Origin of the sequence: Rhodococcus sp. IEGM1339, from assembly GCF_050321925.1 — a bacterium.
GTDB classification, from domain to species: Bacteria; Actinomycetota; Actinomycetes; order Mycobacteriales; family Mycobacteriaceae; genus Rhodococcus; species Rhodococcus pyridinivorans.
On sequence record NZ_JBNQFT010000003.1, the window covers coordinates 336879 to 351218 of the forward strand.

At 69.5% G+C, this 14340-nt stretch carries 18 protein-coding genes; 12 read left to right on the top strand and 6 right to left on the bottom strand.

Annotated features, from left to right (window positions below; genetic code table 11):
* Window positions 1-117 precede the first annotated feature (117 nt).
* The 7 genes from hemL to ACQR3U_RS06265 all read left to right on the top strand — a co-directional run bounded on the left by hemL (window position 118) and on the right by ACQR3U_RS06265 (window position 7242).
* Window positions 118-1443, top strand: a complete 1326-nt coding sequence (hemL, locus tag ACQR3U_RS06235; protein ID WP_230809984.1) for a glutamate-1-semialdehyde 2,1-aminomutase — start codon at window positions 118-120, stop codon at window positions 1441-1443.
* Window positions 1444-1504: 61 nt separating this feature from the next.
* A complete protein-coding gene (locus ACQR3U_RS06240) occupies window positions 1505-2155 on the top strand; it encodes a histidine phosphatase family protein (protein WP_006552331.1) in 651 nt (216 codons plus the stop codon).
* Window positions 2152-2757: a TlpA disulfide reductase family protein gene (locus ACQR3U_RS06245; protein WP_006552330.1), complete on the top strand. Its 606-nt coding sequence runs from the start codon at window positions 2152-2154 to the stop codon at window positions 2755-2757. Before ACQR3U_RS06240 ends, ACQR3U_RS06245 begins: the two co-directional genes overlap by 4 nt.
* Window positions 2758-2759: 2 nt before the next feature.
* On the top strand, window positions 2760-3578 hold the full coding sequence (locus tag ACQR3U_RS06250; RefSeq protein WP_006552329.1) for a cytochrome c biogenesis CcdA family protein: 819 nt from the start codon (window positions 2760-2762) through the stop codon (window positions 3576-3578).
* Window positions 3575-5242 (top strand): cytochrome c biogenesis protein ResB, encoded by a 1668-nt coding sequence (resB, locus tag ACQR3U_RS06255; RefSeq protein WP_006552328.1) that lies wholly within the window; start codon window positions 3575-3577, stop codon window positions 5240-5242. The genes ACQR3U_RS06250 and resB overlap by 4 nt, the downstream gene beginning before the upstream one ends.
* Window positions 5242-6225 carry a c-type cytochrome biogenesis protein CcsB gene (gene ccsB, locus ACQR3U_RS06260; protein ID WP_006552326.1) on the top strand — a complete coding sequence of 328 codons (984 nt, stop codon included), beginning with the start codon at window positions 5242-5244 and terminating at the stop codon, window positions 6223-6225. The genes resB and ccsB overlap by 1 nt, the downstream gene beginning before the upstream one ends.
* A 51-nt stretch (window positions 6226-6276) precedes the next feature.
* A complete protein-coding gene (locus ACQR3U_RS06265) occupies window positions 6277-7242 on the top strand; it encodes a MinD/ParA family ATP-binding protein (RefSeq protein ID WP_121208893.1) in 966 nt (321 codons plus the stop codon).
* Between the two features lie 26 nt (window positions 7243-7268).
* Here ACQR3U_RS06265 and ACQR3U_RS06270 read toward each other — a convergent pair whose 3' ends face one another.
* The gene (locus ACQR3U_RS06270; protein WP_024101710.1) at window positions 7269-7469 is read right to left on the bottom strand and encodes a hypothetical protein; all 201 of its coding nucleotides are present in this window, start codon (window positions 7467-7469) and stop codon (window positions 7269-7271) included.
* A 190-nt stretch (window positions 7470-7659) separates the two neighbouring features.
* Window positions 7660-7869 (bottom strand): BldC family transcriptional regulator, encoded by a 210-nt coding sequence (locus ACQR3U_RS06275; protein WP_006552323.1) that lies wholly within the window; start codon window positions 7867-7869, stop codon window positions 7660-7662.
* A 208-nt stretch (window positions 7870-8077) separates the two neighbouring features.
* On the opposite strand from ACQR3U_RS06275, the gene ACQR3U_RS06280 reads away from it, so the two are divergent.
* From ACQR3U_RS06280 to ACQR3U_RS06295, 4 genes are all read left to right on the top strand, one after another.
* Entirely contained in the window at window positions 8078-8461 is a 384-nt protein-coding gene (locus ACQR3U_RS06280) for a DUF4229 domain-containing protein (RefSeq protein WP_006552322.1), read from the top strand.
* On the top strand, window positions 8458-9555 hold the full coding sequence (locus tag ACQR3U_RS06285; RefSeq protein WP_006552321.1) for a PLP-dependent cysteine synthase family protein: 1098 nt from the start codon (window positions 8458-8460) through the stop codon (window positions 9553-9555). Before ACQR3U_RS06280 ends, ACQR3U_RS06285 begins: the two co-directional genes overlap by 4 nt.
* Before the next feature lie 77 nt (window positions 9556-9632).
* Entirely contained in the window at window positions 9633-9848 is a 216-nt protein-coding gene (locus ACQR3U_RS06290; RefSeq protein ID WP_230809985.1) for a helix-turn-helix domain-containing protein, read from the top strand.
* A 5-nt stretch (window positions 9849-9853) separates the two neighbouring features.
* On the top strand, window positions 9854-10417 hold the full coding sequence (locus ACQR3U_RS06295) for a Clp protease N-terminal domain-containing protein (protein WP_033096353.1): 564 nt from the start codon (window positions 9854-9856) through the stop codon (window positions 10415-10417).
* Between the two features lie 21 nt (window positions 10418-10438).
* Here ACQR3U_RS06295 and ACQR3U_RS06300 read toward each other — a convergent pair whose 3' ends face one another.
* Complete coding sequence (locus tag ACQR3U_RS06300; protein WP_230809986.1) at window positions 10439-11425, bottom strand: hypothetical protein; 987 nt, start codon at window positions 11423-11425, stop codon at window positions 10439-10441.
* A 111-nt stretch (window positions 11426-11536) separates the two neighbouring features.
* On the opposite strand from ACQR3U_RS06300, the gene ACQR3U_RS06305 reads away from it, so the two are divergent.
* Window positions 11537-11926, top strand: a complete 390-nt coding sequence (locus ACQR3U_RS06305; protein ID WP_033096110.1) for a phage holin family protein — start codon at window positions 11537-11539, stop codon at window positions 11924-11926.
* Window positions 11927-11968: 42 nt separating this feature from the next.
* Here ACQR3U_RS06305 and ACQR3U_RS06310 read toward each other — a convergent pair whose 3' ends face one another.
* Genes ACQR3U_RS06310 through ACQR3U_RS06320 form a run of 3 tightly spaced genes read right to left on the bottom strand, consistent with a single transcriptional unit; the run spans window position 11969 to window position 14328 of the window.
* A complete protein-coding gene (locus tag ACQR3U_RS06310) occupies window positions 11969-12838 on the bottom strand; it encodes a 1,4-dihydroxy-2-naphthoate polyprenyltransferase (RefSeq protein ID WP_006552316.1) in 870 nt (289 codons plus the stop codon).
* 48 nt (window positions 12839-12886) lie between these two features.
* Window positions 12887-14032, bottom strand: coding sequence for an o-succinylbenzoate--CoA ligase (menE, locus tag ACQR3U_RS06315; protein WP_230809987.1), 1146 nt, complete (start codon window positions 14030-14032; stop codon window positions 12887-12889).
* On the bottom strand, window positions 14029-14328 hold the full coding sequence (locus ACQR3U_RS06320) for a DUF3349 domain-containing protein (RefSeq protein ID WP_006552314.1): 300 nt from the start codon (window positions 14326-14328) through the stop codon (window positions 14029-14031). Before ACQR3U_RS06320 ends, menE begins: the two co-directional genes overlap by 4 nt.
* Window positions 14329-14340: the final 12 nt, after the last annotated feature.

The window sequence follows — 14340 nt, forward strand, 5'->3', positions numbered from 1 at the left end:
GATAGGTGCGACAAGTCACTCACGGTGTCCCTTTTTCCTGGTAAGGGAGAAAAAACACATGAGGTTTGAGGACCACTGTTTTTGGCAAATCCCGCGAAACTACGGACACTGGAAGTCGTGACTGCGACCCCCGATGCTTCGTCCACCCACGACACTCGATCCGCCGCACTCTTCCACCGGGCATCGAAGGTGACACCGGGGGGCGTCAACTCTCCGGTCCGCGCGTTCGGATCGGTCGGCGGCAATCCTCCTTTCTTCGCATCGGGATCGGGTCCGCTGCTCACCGACGTCGACGGAAAAACCTACGTCGACCTGGTGTGTTCTTGGGGCCCGATGATTCTCGGGCACGCGCATCCGGCGGTCGTCGAGGCCGTCCGATCCACCGCGCCGGCGGGTCTGTCGTTCGGTGCCCCCACCGAGGGTGAGGTCGAACTCGCCGAGGAGATCGTCGCCCGCATCGCACCCGTCGAGCAGGTCCGGCTCGTCAACTCCGGCACCGAGGCGACGATGAGCGCCGTCCGTCTCGCGCGCGGATTCACCGGACGGTCGAAGATCGTGAAGTTCGCGGGTTGTTATCACGGTCACGTCGACGCGCTGCTCGCCGACGCCGGTTCCGGCCTCGCCACCTTCGGTCTGCCCACCTCGCCCGGCGTCACGGGCGCCCAGGCGGGCGACACCATCGTCGTCCCCTACAACGACCTCGCCGCCGCGCGCGCCGCCTTCGAGGCGAACCCCGGTGAGATCGCCGCGGTCATCACCGAGGCCGCCGCCGGCAACATGGGCACCGTCCCGCCGGTGTCCGGCTTCAACGAGGGCCTGCGCGAGCTCACCCGTGAGCACGGCGCGCTGCTGATCATGGACGAGGTGATGACCGGCTTCCGCGCGAGCCCGACCGGCTGGCACGGCATCGACGGTGTCTCCGGCGACCTGATGACCTTCGGCAAGGTCATGAGCGGAGGTCTGCCCGCCGCGGCCTTCGGTGGCCGCGCCGACGTCATGGCCCATCTCGCCCCGAGCGGACCGGTCTACCAGGCCGGCACCCTGTCCGGTAATCCCGTCGCCGTGGCCGCCGGCCTCGCGAGCCTGCGTGCCGCCGACGCCGAGGTCTACGCCAACCTGGACCGCAACTCCGAGACCCTCGGGCGTCTGCTGGGGGAGGCACTCGCCGCCGAAGGGGTGCCGCACCGCGTCCAGAATGCCGGCACGCTGCTGAGCGTCTTCTTCACCGATGAGCCGGTGACGAACTACGAGCAGGCCAAGGCCGCGCAGACCTGGCGCTTCCCGGCCTTCTTCCACGCGCTGCTCGAGCGCGGCGTCTATGCACCCCCGAGTGCCTTCGAGACGTGGTTCGTCTCGTCCGCGCTCGACGACGACGCGTTCTCGCGGGTCGCCGACGCGCTGCCGCACGCCGCGCGCGCGGCCGCCGCGGCGACCGCGCCGTAGCACCGCTCTCCTGCCTGCCCAGCCCGATCCGCCCCTCCCACACCCCTCGAGGAACATCGACGTGACCGACGCCGCCCCGTCCGAGACCCGCACGATCGTGCACGTGCTCCGCCACGGAGAGGTCCACAACCCCTCCGGAATCCTCTACGGCCGCCTGTCCGGCTTCAAGCTGTCGGTGACCGGTGAGGCCCAGGCACGTGCGGTCGCGGCGTCGCTCGCCGACCACGACATCGCACACGTGGTCGCGTCCCCGCTCGAACGGGCCCAGCAGACCGCCGCCCCGATCGCGGAGAAACACGGACTGCAGATCCGCACCGACGAGAACCTCATCGAGGCGGCCAACGACTTCGAGGGCTTGAAGGTCTCGGTCGGCGACGGTGCGCTCAGCCGCCCGCGCCACTGGTGGAAGCTGCGCGATCCGTTCACCCCTTCCTGGGGCGAGCCCTACCTGCAGATCGCCCACCGCATGCTCGCCGCCGTCCACGCGGCCCGCGTGGCCGCGGTGGGGCGGGAAGCGGTGTGCGTGAGCCACCAACTCCCGGTGTGGACGCTGCGCCGCTTCCTCGAGGGCGAGCGACTGTGGCACGACCCGCGTCGCCGCCAGTGCAGCCTCGCCTCGCTGACCTCCCTGGTCTACGAGGGTGACACCCTCGTCGACCTGGTCTACTCCGAGCCGGCCGGCGCCTCCGACCCGAACGTCCACGGCGCATGAGAAAGGTGTTCCGGGCGACGGTCGCCGCGATCTGCGGTGCCGTCCTTCTCACCTCCTGCGCCACCGGGGACGACGCCGTCGCCACCGGGGGAACGTTCGACTTCGTCTCGCCCGGCGGGCAGACCCGCATCTTCTACGACCCCCCGGCCGACCGGGGCACCCTCGGTGAGCTCACCGGCGAGGACCTCATGAACGAGGGCGAGACCATCTCCCTCGACGACTACGAGGGCCAGGTCGTCGTGCTCAACGTGTGGGGCCAGTGGTGCGCGCCGTGCCGCAGCGAAGCCGACGATCTCGAGGAGGTCTACGAGGCCACCAAAGATCTCGGGGTGCAGTTCCTCGGCATCAACGTCCGCGACAATCAGCGCGACAAGGCCCAGGACTTCGTCACCGACCAGCGGATCGGCTACCCGTCGATCTACGACCCGCCGATGCGGTCGCTGCTCGCCCTCGGCCGCAACTACCCGACCTCGGTCGTGCCGACGACGGTCGTCCTCGACCGTGAGCACCGCGTGGCTGCGGTCTACCTGACCGAACTGCTCGCCGAGGACCTGCAACCGGTCGTCGAACGGGTCGCGGCTGAACCGGATTCGGAGCAGTAACAGTGATCCTTGCGTCGGGTGTCGGGGAGACCTTCCAGAACGCGGCCCTGTCGGGTCCGCTGCTGCTGGCGATGGGCGCGTGCCTGCTCGCCGGTCTCGTCTCCTTCGCATCGCCGTGCGTCGTGCCGCTCGTTCCCGGCTATCTGTCCTACCTCGCCGGAGTGGTGGGAGCCGAGGCCCCCGCCGTCACCGCCGAGCAGGCCGGTGCCCGCACCACGACCGTCCGCAGCGACGGCCGCCTCCGGGTGGCCGGTGCCGCCGGGCTGTTCGTCCTCGGATTCACCGTGGTGTTCGTCCTCGCGACGGCCTCGGTGTTCGGGGCGATCTCCGCGCTCGCCGTCAACCGCGAACTGCTCATGCGGATCGGTGGTGTCGTCACCATCGTGATGGGTCTGGTCTTCATCGGTCTCATCCCAGTCTTGCAGCGCGACACGCGTCCGGCGCCCCGGCGCATCTCGAACCTTGCGGGAGCCCCGCTGCTCGGCGCGGTGTTCGCGCTCGGGTGGACCCCGTGCCTCGGTCCCACCCTCGCCGGCGTCATCTCGCTCGCGGCGGGCACCGAGGGCACCACCGCGGCACGCGGGGTGACGCTGATCGTCGCCTACTGCCTCGGCCTCGGGTTGCCGTTCGTCGTGCTCGCGCTCGGTTCGGCGCGGGCGCTGCGCGGGGTGGGCTGGCTGCGCACCCACGCGCGGACCGTGCAAATCGTCGGTGGCCTGATGCTCATGGCCGTCGGCATCGCTCTCGTCACCGGTGCGTGGGACCTGTTCGTGTCCTGGGTCCGTGACTCGTTCATCTCGGAAGTGACTCTGCCCGTATGACCGCGACACACACCCCGACCCCCGCACCGCAGCCGTCGCCTCCGCCGCGACAGGCCGCGTTCGGACGTGCCACGGCCTTCGTGCGGAACACCTGGCGCGGCCTGACGTCGATGCGGACCGCGCTGGTCCTGCTGTTCCTGCTCGCGCTCGCCGCGATCCCGGGCGCACTCCTGCCGCAGCGCAGCCTCAACACCCAGAAGGTCGACGAGTACATCGCGGCCCGGCCGACGCTCGGACCGATCATGGACCGCTTCGAGCTGTTCGACGTCTTCGGGAGCTTCTGGTTCACCGCCGTCTACGTGCTGCTGTTCGTCTCGCTGGTCGGCTGCATCCTGCCGCGCTGCGTCGAGCACTTCCACGCCCTGCGCACCCCGCCGGTCGCCGCGCCGCGCAACCTGCAGCGCCTGCCGCACCACACACAGACGATGGTGGCCGAGGCCCCCGCCGACGCCCTCGACCGGATCCAGAAAGAGCTGCGCGGTTGGAAGGTCGTGCGCCGCGAGGGCGGTGCCCGCGGGCCTGACGGCGAGGTGACCCTGTCCGCCGAGAAGGGTTATCTGCGCGAGGCCGGCAACCTGGTCTTCCACATCTCCCTCGTCGGGCTGCTCGTCGCCGTCGCCGCCGGCAAGCTCTTCGGTTACGAGGGGCAGCGCATCCTCGTCGCGAACGGTGAGGAGTTCTGCACCACCTCGCCCGCCTCCTTCGACTCGTTCCGCGCCGGCAGCACGCTCGACGGCACCGGTCTGAACCCCATGTGCGTGCGGGTGAACACCTTCGTCGCCGACTATCTCGACAACGGCCAGGCCGAGATGTTCACCTCCGACATCGAGTACCAGTACGGCGACGACCTCGTCACGAACACCTGGCGCGACGCGCAATTGAAGGTCAACCATCCGCTGCGGGTCGGCAGCGACCGCGTGTACCTACAGGGTCACGGTTACGCCCCGACCTTCACGGTCACCTGGCCGAACGGCGAGACCCGCACCGAAACGATGCAGTGGGCGCCCGACGACGCGACGACCTTCCTCAGCAGCGGCGCCATGCGCTTCGACCCGCCCGGTGGCATGTACCCCGACGCCGACGAGCGCCGGAAGAACCAGATCGCGATCGAGGGACTGTTCGCGCCGACGGCGTCCTTCCACGGCACGCTGCTCACATCGATCTTCCCCGCCCTGACGGACCCGGCTGTCGCCATCGACATCTACAAGGGCGACTCCGGTCTCGACACCGGCAACCCGCAGTCGCTGTTCTCGCTCAACAAGGAACTGATCAATCAGGGACGCCTCGTGAAGCAGGATCGTGTAAACCTGCGTCCGGGGGAGAGCGTGACGCTCGCCGACGGCACCGAGGTGCGATTCGACAAGGCCACCGACTTCGTCAACCTGCAGGTCTCGCACGACCCGGCGCAGCAGTGGGTGCTGGTCGCGGCGATCTTCATGATGGGCGGACTGCTCGTGTCGCTGCTGGTCAAACGACGCAGAGTGTGGGCACGCGCGTACCCGGACGGTACAGTGAGCGACGGCGAACGACGGACCGTAGTAGAGCTCGGCGGTCTCGCACGAACCGATCAGGCCGGATGGGGAGACGAGTTCGACCGGCTGGTCGAGCGCCTTCTCGGCGACGATGCACCCTCCGCCCCGGCGGCACAGGAGAAGAAGAACTGATGACAGAGAACGACACCCTCGCGCAGTACAGCGACTGGGCCTTCGAATCGGCGTTCGCGGTGCTCGTGCTGGCTCTGCTGCTGCTCATCGCCGAGTACGCGACCCACCGGGCCGACGTCGTGGCGGAGCGGGAACGCGAACTCGTGGCCGCCGGAAGGCAGCAGGCCCCCGCCGAGCGCGCGACCGGGCCGGGACGGATCGACCAGACGCCGAAGCGCACCGTGTCGCAGCGTCTCGGCAACATGGGACGCGCGCTCGTCGTCGTGGTCGCGGGCCTGCAGCTCGCCTCGATCGTCCTGCGTGGGCTGGCCACCGAGCGGTTCCCGCTCGGCAACATGTACGAGTTCGTCTCGATGGCGTGCACCGCCGCGGTGATCTTCGGGCTGATCGTCCTCCGCAAGCCGGCCTACCGGATCATGTGGGTGTACCTGGTGGTCCCCGTACTGATCCTCATGTTCCTCGCGGCGACGGTGTTGTATGCCGACGCCGCTCCCGTGGTGCCGGCCCTCCGATCGTTCTGGCTGCCGATCCACGTGACGATCATCAGCGTCGGCAGCGGCATCTTCCTCGTCTCGGGTGTCGCGAGCGTGCTGTTCCTGCTGCGCATCCGCTTCCCGAAGGGCGAGGAGCGCAGCGGTGTGTTCGCGGCGATCGCCGAGCGGCTGCCCGACGCGCAGACCCTCGACCGGCTCGCCTACCGCACCACGATCATCGGCTTCCCGCTGTTCGGCGCCGGCATCATCCTCGGGGCAATCTGGGCCGAGGCGGCGTGGGGACGCTTCTGGGGCTGGGACCCGAAGGAGACGGTCTCGTTCATCTCGTGGGTCATCTACGCCGCCTATCTGCACGCGCGTGCGACCTCCGGCTGGCGGAACACCCGCGCAGCGTGGATCAACATCGTCGGCTTCGTCACGGTGCTGTTCAACCTGTTCATCATCAACATGGTCGTGTCGGGCCTGCACTCGTACGCCGGGCTCAACTGAGGCTGCTATCGTCGCGCCGTCGTCCGTGACAGTCGACGGGGGGAGAACGCGGTGAATGGGGCCGGTAACGGGTCGTCGGGGCTCGACGGACACGCATTGGACGCGACGGCGCTGGACTCGTCGCTACTTGTACGTCCGGTCGCCGCGCCGCCGCGGAAGGGCTGGCGGCGGGTCGTCTACCGGGCGACCGGTGGTCGCGTGCACGTGGGGGAGAGTTCCCGGCAGCAACGCAAGGAGGAATCGGCCGAGCGGGTGCGTGCACCGCTGCACGGCTGCCATCGGATCGCCCTGCTGAGTCTCAAGGGCGGGGTGGGCAAGACGACCACCACGGTCACGCTCGGCTCGACCTTCGCGGAGCTGCGTGGCGATCGGATCGTCGCGGTCGATGCGAATCCGGACCGCGGGACGTTGAGTCAGAAGGTGGCCGAACAGACGCCGGCCACGGTGCGCACGCTGCTGCGCGATCAGTCGCTGCTCGAGACATATGCGGACGTGCGCGCCTACACCTCGCAGAACACGCATCGTCTCGAGGTGCTCGCCTCGGACACCGATCCGGCGGTCTCGGAGGCCTTCAGCGCCGACGACTACGAACGGACGTTGGGTCTTCTCGAGCGGTTCTACAGCATCGTGCTCACGGATTGCGGGACCGGGCTCATGCACTCCGCTATGACCGCGATCCTCGAGAACGCCGACACGCTGGTCGTCATCAGTTCCGGTTCGGTGGACGGCGCCCGCAGCGCGTCGGCCACGCTCGACTGGCTCGACGCGCACGGCTATCGCGAACTCGTCGAGCGGTCGGTGGCCGTCGTCAACGCGGTGCGGCCGAGGTCGGGCAAGGTCGACCTCGACCTCGTGGTGCGACACTTCGAACAGCGGTGCCGCGCGGTCCACGTCCTGCCCTTCGATCCCCACCTCGAAGAAGGGGCGGAGATCGACCTGGACCGGTTGCAGTCGGGTACGCGGCGCGCCCTGCTCGGACTCGCCGCGGATATCACCGACGGTTTCGCCGCGCGGTGACAGACCGCTCGGCGTAACGCGAACGGTCAGTCGCCCCGCTCCTGATCGGACTCGCCGGTGCCGTCGCCACTCCGGCGGCGGTGCACCTCGCGATCGACCTTCCACAGGAAGTCGGGATCGTCGTCAGGCCCCATCACGCGGGACGGCGGACGAGATGTGGGACCGTACGCCTTCCACAGCAGGACGGCGAGTGTCACCGCACCGATGAGTGCCAACAGATAGAGCACGTTGCACCTCCTGACCGTGGTGGTGCCGGACGAGGACGTGCCCTCGCCGTGCACCTCCGGGCCGCGGCGACCGCAGACCGGTTCGTCCACATTCTAGGTGGGAGGAACCCGGTCCGGCACGTGGGTTCCGCGGGTGGTCGGCCGGGATCCGGCAGGTGTACGCCGGAGGTGCGGATTCTGCTGTCTCGGATCAGCGTGTCGCTTCGGTCGTGAGGGAGCGGAGAAGCGCCAGGACCTCGGACTCACGGAAGCGGCGATGGCCACCGGGGGTCCGCAGCGAGCCCAATCGGCCGGCGTGGGCCCACCGGGTGACGGTCTTGGGATCCACATGGAACAGTGCCGCCACCTGGCCCGGGGTCAGCAGGGATTCCTTCGCGCCGTTGAAAGTGGGTGCGCTCATTGCGAATGTCCTCCCGGTTGTCGTGATCGTGTTGTTCGACGCGATCGAGTTGTTCGATCGGGATGTCCAAGCCCATGGTGGCACCGATACCCCTGGTTGCTCGAACGGTCTACGGTTGGTAAAGCGGAAGTAATAGACAAAACGGACGGATGTCCGACTTACGGAAATCGACGCGGAGCTCGTCGTCCGGGCGGCCGGTTAACCTGGAGTGGTGAACGACGAACGCCGGAACGAACCCTCGGATACCCCCTCCCAGCGCACTCCACACCCTCACGGTGAGGGCGCCACGGCCGCCGACGGTCAGGCGGGGGCCGGGTCTCTGATCCGGGACGTCGCGTTGTACTCGGTGGCCCGACTCGCCCTCGTGGTCGTGCTCACTCTGCTCATTCTCTACGTTCCTCGGGCATTCGGGGTGGAAATCCCCCTCCTCGTCGCGGCCCTGTTCGCCGTGCTCATCGCCCTGCCCGTCTCGCTCGTGCTCTTCGCGTCGCTTCGGCGTCGCGTCAACGTGGGCATCGCCGCGGTCGATGAGCGTCGGCGCACCGAACGCGCGGACCTCGAGAAGCGCATGCGCGGCGAGAACGGGCGGTGACGGCGACCGGTGCGGTCGTCGACCGCAGCGCACCCCGGGACTGGGTCGACAACGCGGTCCGGCTCATCGAGGCCGACGCCCAGCGCAGCGCCGACACCCACCTGCTCCGCTACCCCCTCCCCGCGGACTGGGGCATCGACCTGTACTTGAAGGACGAGTCGACGCACATCACGGGCAGCCTCAAGCACCGTCTCGCGCGCTCGTTGTTCCTCTACGCCCTGTGCAACGGCTGGATCCGTGAAGGGACCCCGATCATCGAGGCGTCGTCCGGGTCCACCGCGGTCAGTGAGGCGTACTTCGCGCGACTCCTCGGCCTCGACTTCGTCGCCGTCGTACCGCGCCGCACCTCACCGGCGAAGGTCGCGCTCATCGAGGCGCAGGGCGGCCGGTGCCACTACATCGACCGCCCGCCCGAGATCTACACCGAGGCTCAGCGGCTCGCCGACGAGCTCGGGGGCTGCTTCATGGACCAGTTCACGAACGCCGAGCGGGTCACCGACTGGCGGGGCAACAACAACATCGCCGAGAGCATCTACTCGCAGATGCGTCTCGAGCGTCATCCCGTGCCGGAGTGGATCGTCGTCGGCGCCGGAACCGGCGGCACGAGCGCGACCCTCGGCCGCTACATCCGCTATCGCCGTCACCGGACACGGCTGGCGGTCGTCGACCCGGAGAACTCGGCGTTCTTCGGCGGGTTCGAGACGGGATCGGCCGACTACACGACCGGCATGCCCTCGCGTATCGAGGGGATCGGACGTCCGCGCGTCGAGCCGTCCTTCGTGCCCGAGGTCGTCGACCGAATGGTGCGGGTGCCCGACGCGGCGTCCATCGCCGCCATGCGGCACGCGAGCACCGTGCTCGGACGTCGGGTGGGCGGCTCGACCGGCACGAACCTCTGGGGAGCCTTCGGCCTGATCGCCGAGATGCTCGCGGAGGGCCGTGAGGGCAGCGTCGTGACGTTGCTGTGCGATGGCGGCGAGCGCTACGCCGACACTTATTTCTCCGACGAGTGGGTCGCTGCCGAGGGGATGGACCTCGCAGGGCCGCTCGCGGTGCTGGAGAAGTTCGCGACCACCGGCGGCTGGTGCCGGTAGAGCCTTCACCACCTGCGCAGATTCCATTTCTGTCAATCGTCGTTGACGTGCCCTCGGTGTCAACTTACATTGACAACATGAGTGAAGCCACCACCCTCGCCGCTGCCGCCGCGAGCTCCGATCCCGCAGTGGGCCTGCGCGCCGTGCGTGCCCTGCGCCGGCTGCTGGAACGGCTCGAGGAGGTCCAGGTCACGAATGCCCGTGAGCGAGGTTGGTCCTGGCAGGCCATCGCCGACGAGCTCGCTGTCAGCCGCCAGGCGGTCCATCAGAAGCACAATCGGAAGCGCAGGTGATCGACATGTTCGAACGATTCGCCGACGGTGCCAGATCCGCCGTTGTCGCAGCGCAACAGGAGGCGATCCGGGTGTGCGATCCCCGGATCGAGGCGTCGCACCTGCTCATCGGGGCCGCTGTCGCTGCGGACGAACCGCTGCGGGTCCTGCTCGCGGAGGAAGGTCTCACGGTCGACGGGCTCCGCTCCGACCGGGCCGCCCGCACCGCCGACGCCCCGCTCGGTGACGAGGACGCCGCGGCGCTCGAAGCGATCGGGATCGATCTCGACGAGGTCCGGAGCCGTCTCGAAGCGGCCTTCGGCAAGGGGGTGCTCGACGGGAAGAACGCCGATCGGCGGGGCGTCGCGAACCGGCTCGGTCACATCCCGTTCGACCGGGCGGCGAAGAAGTCGCTCGAACTCGCGCTGCGGGAGGCCATCGCACGCCGCGAACGGGTCATCCGTCCCGAGCACATCCTGCTCGGACTGCTGCGCAGCGACGATCCGGCGACCGGCGCCCTCGTGGAAGCGCACGTGCCGCGCGCGCAGCTCCGTCAGCGCCTGAGCGGCCACCTCGACGCCGCTGCCTGACGTCGTCGAGCCTTCGGGTGGTTACCGGGTCGGCTGCGCGGGGGCGACGGCGAGCGGACGCCCGGCGACGAGCGGGACGACCGTCGCCGCGACGAGCAGCAGCGTGCCGACCGCGATCGTCGCGAACGGCCACCACTGACGATCCGATGTCGCCGTGACCTCCGCAGCCTGCGTGTCCGTAGCGGCCGGCGCGGTGCGCGGCAGCGCTTCGGTGGCCGACCGGACGTTGTCGGCGATGCCACCGACGACGTCGGCCACCGGCCCCACACCGTCGACCAGCTGTCCGGTGCCGTCCGTCAGGGCTCGGCCACCGTCGTCGAGGAGAACGAGGCCGTCGCGGAGCTGTCGCGAGCCGTCGGCGGCCTGCGCCATGCCCGCGACGAACTGCGCGTTCGGATCGGTGAGTTCGTAGGCGAGCTGCCGTGCGCCGTCGCGCAACTGCCCGAGCTGGGCGACGGTGTCCGGTCCGAGGCCCTGCGTGTCGAGGGTCTCGACGAGCCCGCGCAGTCGGCCGGCCGCGCCCTGCGAGACCGGATCTGCAGACGCACCGAGCGTGTCGGCGACAGCTGCGAGTTGCGCGGTGACGTCGCCCTGCATCTCCCCGAAACCGGAGAGCCGGTCGACCACCTCGTCGACGCCACCGCTCACCTGGCGGGCACCGTCGCCGAGCATGTCGACACCGCCGTCGAGTTGTCCGAGACCGTCGGCGAGCTGCTCCCCGCCGTCACGGGCCTGCCGGAGACCGTCGGAGAGCTGGTGGGCACCGTCGTCGAGCTGGGTGCTGCCCTCCGTCAGCTGACCGACCCCGCCGTCGAGCACCGACAGCGGCAGTCCGGCCCGCTGCAGATTGCTCCGCGCCTCGTCGACGCCGTCCGCAGAGGGACTCGGCTCTTCCGCGACGGTCGCGACCGTCGTCTGGGGGCGGTCGAGCCAGGCGAAGACCGAACCCGTGCCCACGAGGAGCAGACCGGCTACAGCGAGAAGCAGGGGGAGAAGACGTGAACGCACGCCGGCCGACGCTACCGTCCGTCGCTGAGAGGCCACTGAGGGGGAGGGGCGATCCCGGATGGGCCCGATTTGCCCGTTACGAGACCGAGTTCGGTGTGCCACAGTGGCACCATGATTTCTCTGATACTGCGGTTGATCATCAACGCGGTCGGTCTGTGGCTCGCGGTCGAGCTGGTCGACGGGATCGACTTCACCGATCCCGCAGGCACCTCCGACACGACCCGCAAGGTCATCTCCCTCGTCGTGCTGGCCGCCATTTTCACCGTCGTCAACGCACTCGTGAAGCCGCTGGTGAAGCTGCTGTCGCTGCCGCTGGTGATCCTCACCCTCGGGCTCTTCCTGCTCGTCGTCAACGCGCTGATGCTCATGCTCACCGCGTGGCTGAGCGGATTCACCGAATACGGCCTCACGATCGACGGTTTCTGGGCGGCGCTGTGGGGCGGCGTGATCATCGCGATCGTCAACTTCGTCCTCGGCCTGGTCGTCCCGGACCGCGACTGATCCCGTCCGCCCGCGACCCGGTCCGCCGCGCCCGCGTCATGGTCAGCCGAAGGCCAGCGCGGGCGCGGTGGCTACCGCCCACACGAGCATCGCGACACCCGAATCGCTGAGCGCCGGGATCAGCGCGAGACCGAGGGCACCGGCCCGCACCGGTTTGTGCGCGCGGACCGCGAACGGTGCGGCGAGGAAGCCGGCGAGCGCCCACGGCGTCGCCGCGACCAGCACGAGCGACATCACGAACGGCACGACGACCAGCACCAGGTGGAGCGTGCGGGTCCTCGGGTCGCCCAGCTTGACCGCCAGGGTCCGCTTGCCGGTCTCCGCGTCGGTGGCGATGTCGCGGAGATTGTTCGTCACCAGGACGGCCGTCGAGATCGAGCCGACGGCGACCGCGCAGGCCAGACCCACCCAGTCGACGCGACCGGCCTGAACGAACTGGGTGCCGAGCACCGCGACCAGCCCGAAGAACACGAAGACGCCGATCTCACCGAAGCCGCTGTAGCCGTACGGGTTCTTTCCGCCGGTGTAGTACCAGGCCCCGGCGATGCAGACCGCGCCGACGAGCACGAGCCACCAGGCGGTCGTGACGGCGAGAGCGAGTCCCGCGACGGCCGCGATGCCGAAGCACACGAACGCCGCGCGCTTGACAGCGCCGGGGCTCGCCGCCCCCGAACCCACGAGCCGCATCGGGCCGACCCGCTCGTCGTCGGTGCCGCGGATGCCGTCGGAGTAGTCGTTGGCGAAGTTCACGCCGATGATCAGTCCGAGCGCGACGACCAGTGCCAGCAGCGCCTTCCACCACACGGCCTCACCGAGCCACGCCGCAGCGCCCGTGCCCGCCAGGACGGGTGCGATCGCGTTGGGGAGGGTGCGCGGACGAGCGCCTTCGAGCCATTGACCAGCCGTTGCCATGGATCGATCTTCGCACCCGGGCCTGCCTGCCGCGTCGTGCGCACCCCGTCAGGAGAAGCGCGAGACGAGGGCGCGGCGATCGACCTTGCCCGGTCCACGCAGCGGCAGCGTGTCGACGACCTGCAGCTCACGCGGCGCAGCAGTGGGATCGAGCGTGGCCTCGACGTGGTCGCGGAGTTCGGCGAGCGTCGGCGTTGCGCCGGGGACGGGCACGACGACCGCCGCGACGCGCTGACCGAGCCGGGCGTCGGGCAGACCCACCACCGCGACCTCCCGGACGGCCGGGTGCTCGACGAGCACGGCCTCGACCACCTGGGGGACCACGGTGAGCCCACCGGTCGAGATGGCCTCGTCGAGCCGTCCCAGGATGCGCAGGACCCCGTCGTCGAGCATGCCCGCGTCGTCGGTGCGGAACCAGCCGGGTTCGGCGAAGGCAGGATGGTCGGGCAGGTTCCGGTAGCCCGAGGCGAGCGTGGCGCCGCCGAGCCACACCCGCGAGTCCCCGTCGACGCGCACGTACACGCCGTCGAGCGGCACGCCGTCGTAGACGCAGCCGCCGCACGTCTCGCTCATGCCGTAAGTGCGCACGACGGTGATGCCGGCCGCGCGGGCGCGGTCGAGGATTGGCACGGGAGTCGCGGCCCCACCGAGCAGGATCGCGTCGAGGCGGGCAAGCGCCGCGGTGGCGTCGGGATGGTCGAGGGCCTTGATCAGCTGCGTGGGAACCATCGAGCTGTACCGGCGGGGGCCCGGCACGGCGTCCACCGCCGCCGGCAGATCCGCAGGATCGAAACCGGCGGACACGTCGACGACGACGGGTTCGGTTCCGGAGAGCAGGCTGCGCAGCAGCACCTGCATGCCCGCGATGTGATGGGCGGGCAGGGCCAGGAGCCACGAGCCCGTCCCGCCCAGTCGGGCGTGGGTGGCGTCGCCGCTCGCGCGCAGCGCCTGCGCGGACAACATGGCACCCTTCGGGGTCCCGGTCGTGCCGGAGGTCGCGACCACCAGTCCCACACCGTCCGCGACGGGTTCACCGGGGCTCAGTGCTGCGGTGAGTCGGAGCGTCTCCCGCTCGTCCCCGGCGGGGGCGGGGAGCAGCGCCGGTCCGTCACCGTCGAGCATGCGCTGCAGGGTGGGCAGCACGGAGCGGACGGCGGACCCGGCAGGGACGGGCAGGAGCTCGAGTGTGGTCACAGATCGTATTGTGTCGTGTCCCATCCGCCTGCCTCGAGCTGGCGGCGGACCCGGTCCACATCGTCGGGCGACGGCATGTTGTTGGTGATCTTGCTGATCAGGACCGCGATGTCGATGCGGTTGATCGACAGGTCACCGTCCTCGACCAAGGTGTCGGCGACCTGGGCGACCTCCTCGTCGGACAGGCGCCGCGCGAGCAGTGCGAACAGGGGTACGTAGTCCTGTTCCGGTACCCCTTCGGGGTAACCGGCGCGGAGCCACTCGACGATGGAAGCGAGAAACGGCGGGAGAGCCACCCGTCACTCCGA

Coding starts and splice junctions, on each gene's coding strand:
- ACQR3U_RS06295 (WP_033096353.1), top strand. CDS start 9,854: ATGTTCGAACGATTCGCCGACGGTGCCAGATCCGCCGTTGTCGCAGCG.
- ccsB (WP_006552326.1), top strand. CDS start 5,242: ATGACAGAGAACGACACCCTCGCGCAGTACAGCGACTGGGCCTTCGAA.
- ACQR3U_RS06245 (WP_006552330.1), top strand. CDS start 2,152: ATGAGAAAGGTGTTCCGGGCGACGGTCGCCGCGATCTGCGGTGCCGTC.
- ACQR3U_RS06310 (WP_006552316.1), bottom strand. CDS start 12,838: ATGGCAACGGCTGGTCAATGGCTCGAAGGCGCTCGTCCGCGCACCCTC.
- resB (WP_006552328.1), top strand. CDS start 3,575: ATGACCGCGACACACACCCCGACCCCCGCACCGCAGCCGTCGCCTCCG.
- ACQR3U_RS06305 (WP_033096110.1), top strand. CDS start 11,537: ATGATTTCTCTGATACTGCGGTTGATCATCAACGCGGTCGGTCTGTGG.
- ACQR3U_RS06290 (WP_230809985.1), top strand. CDS start 9,633: ATGAGTGAAGCCACCACCCTCGCCGCTGCCGCCGCGAGCTCCGATCCC.
- ACQR3U_RS06275 (WP_006552323.1), bottom strand. CDS start 7,869: ATGAGCGCACCCACTTTCAACGGCGCGAAGGAATCCCTGCTGACCCCG.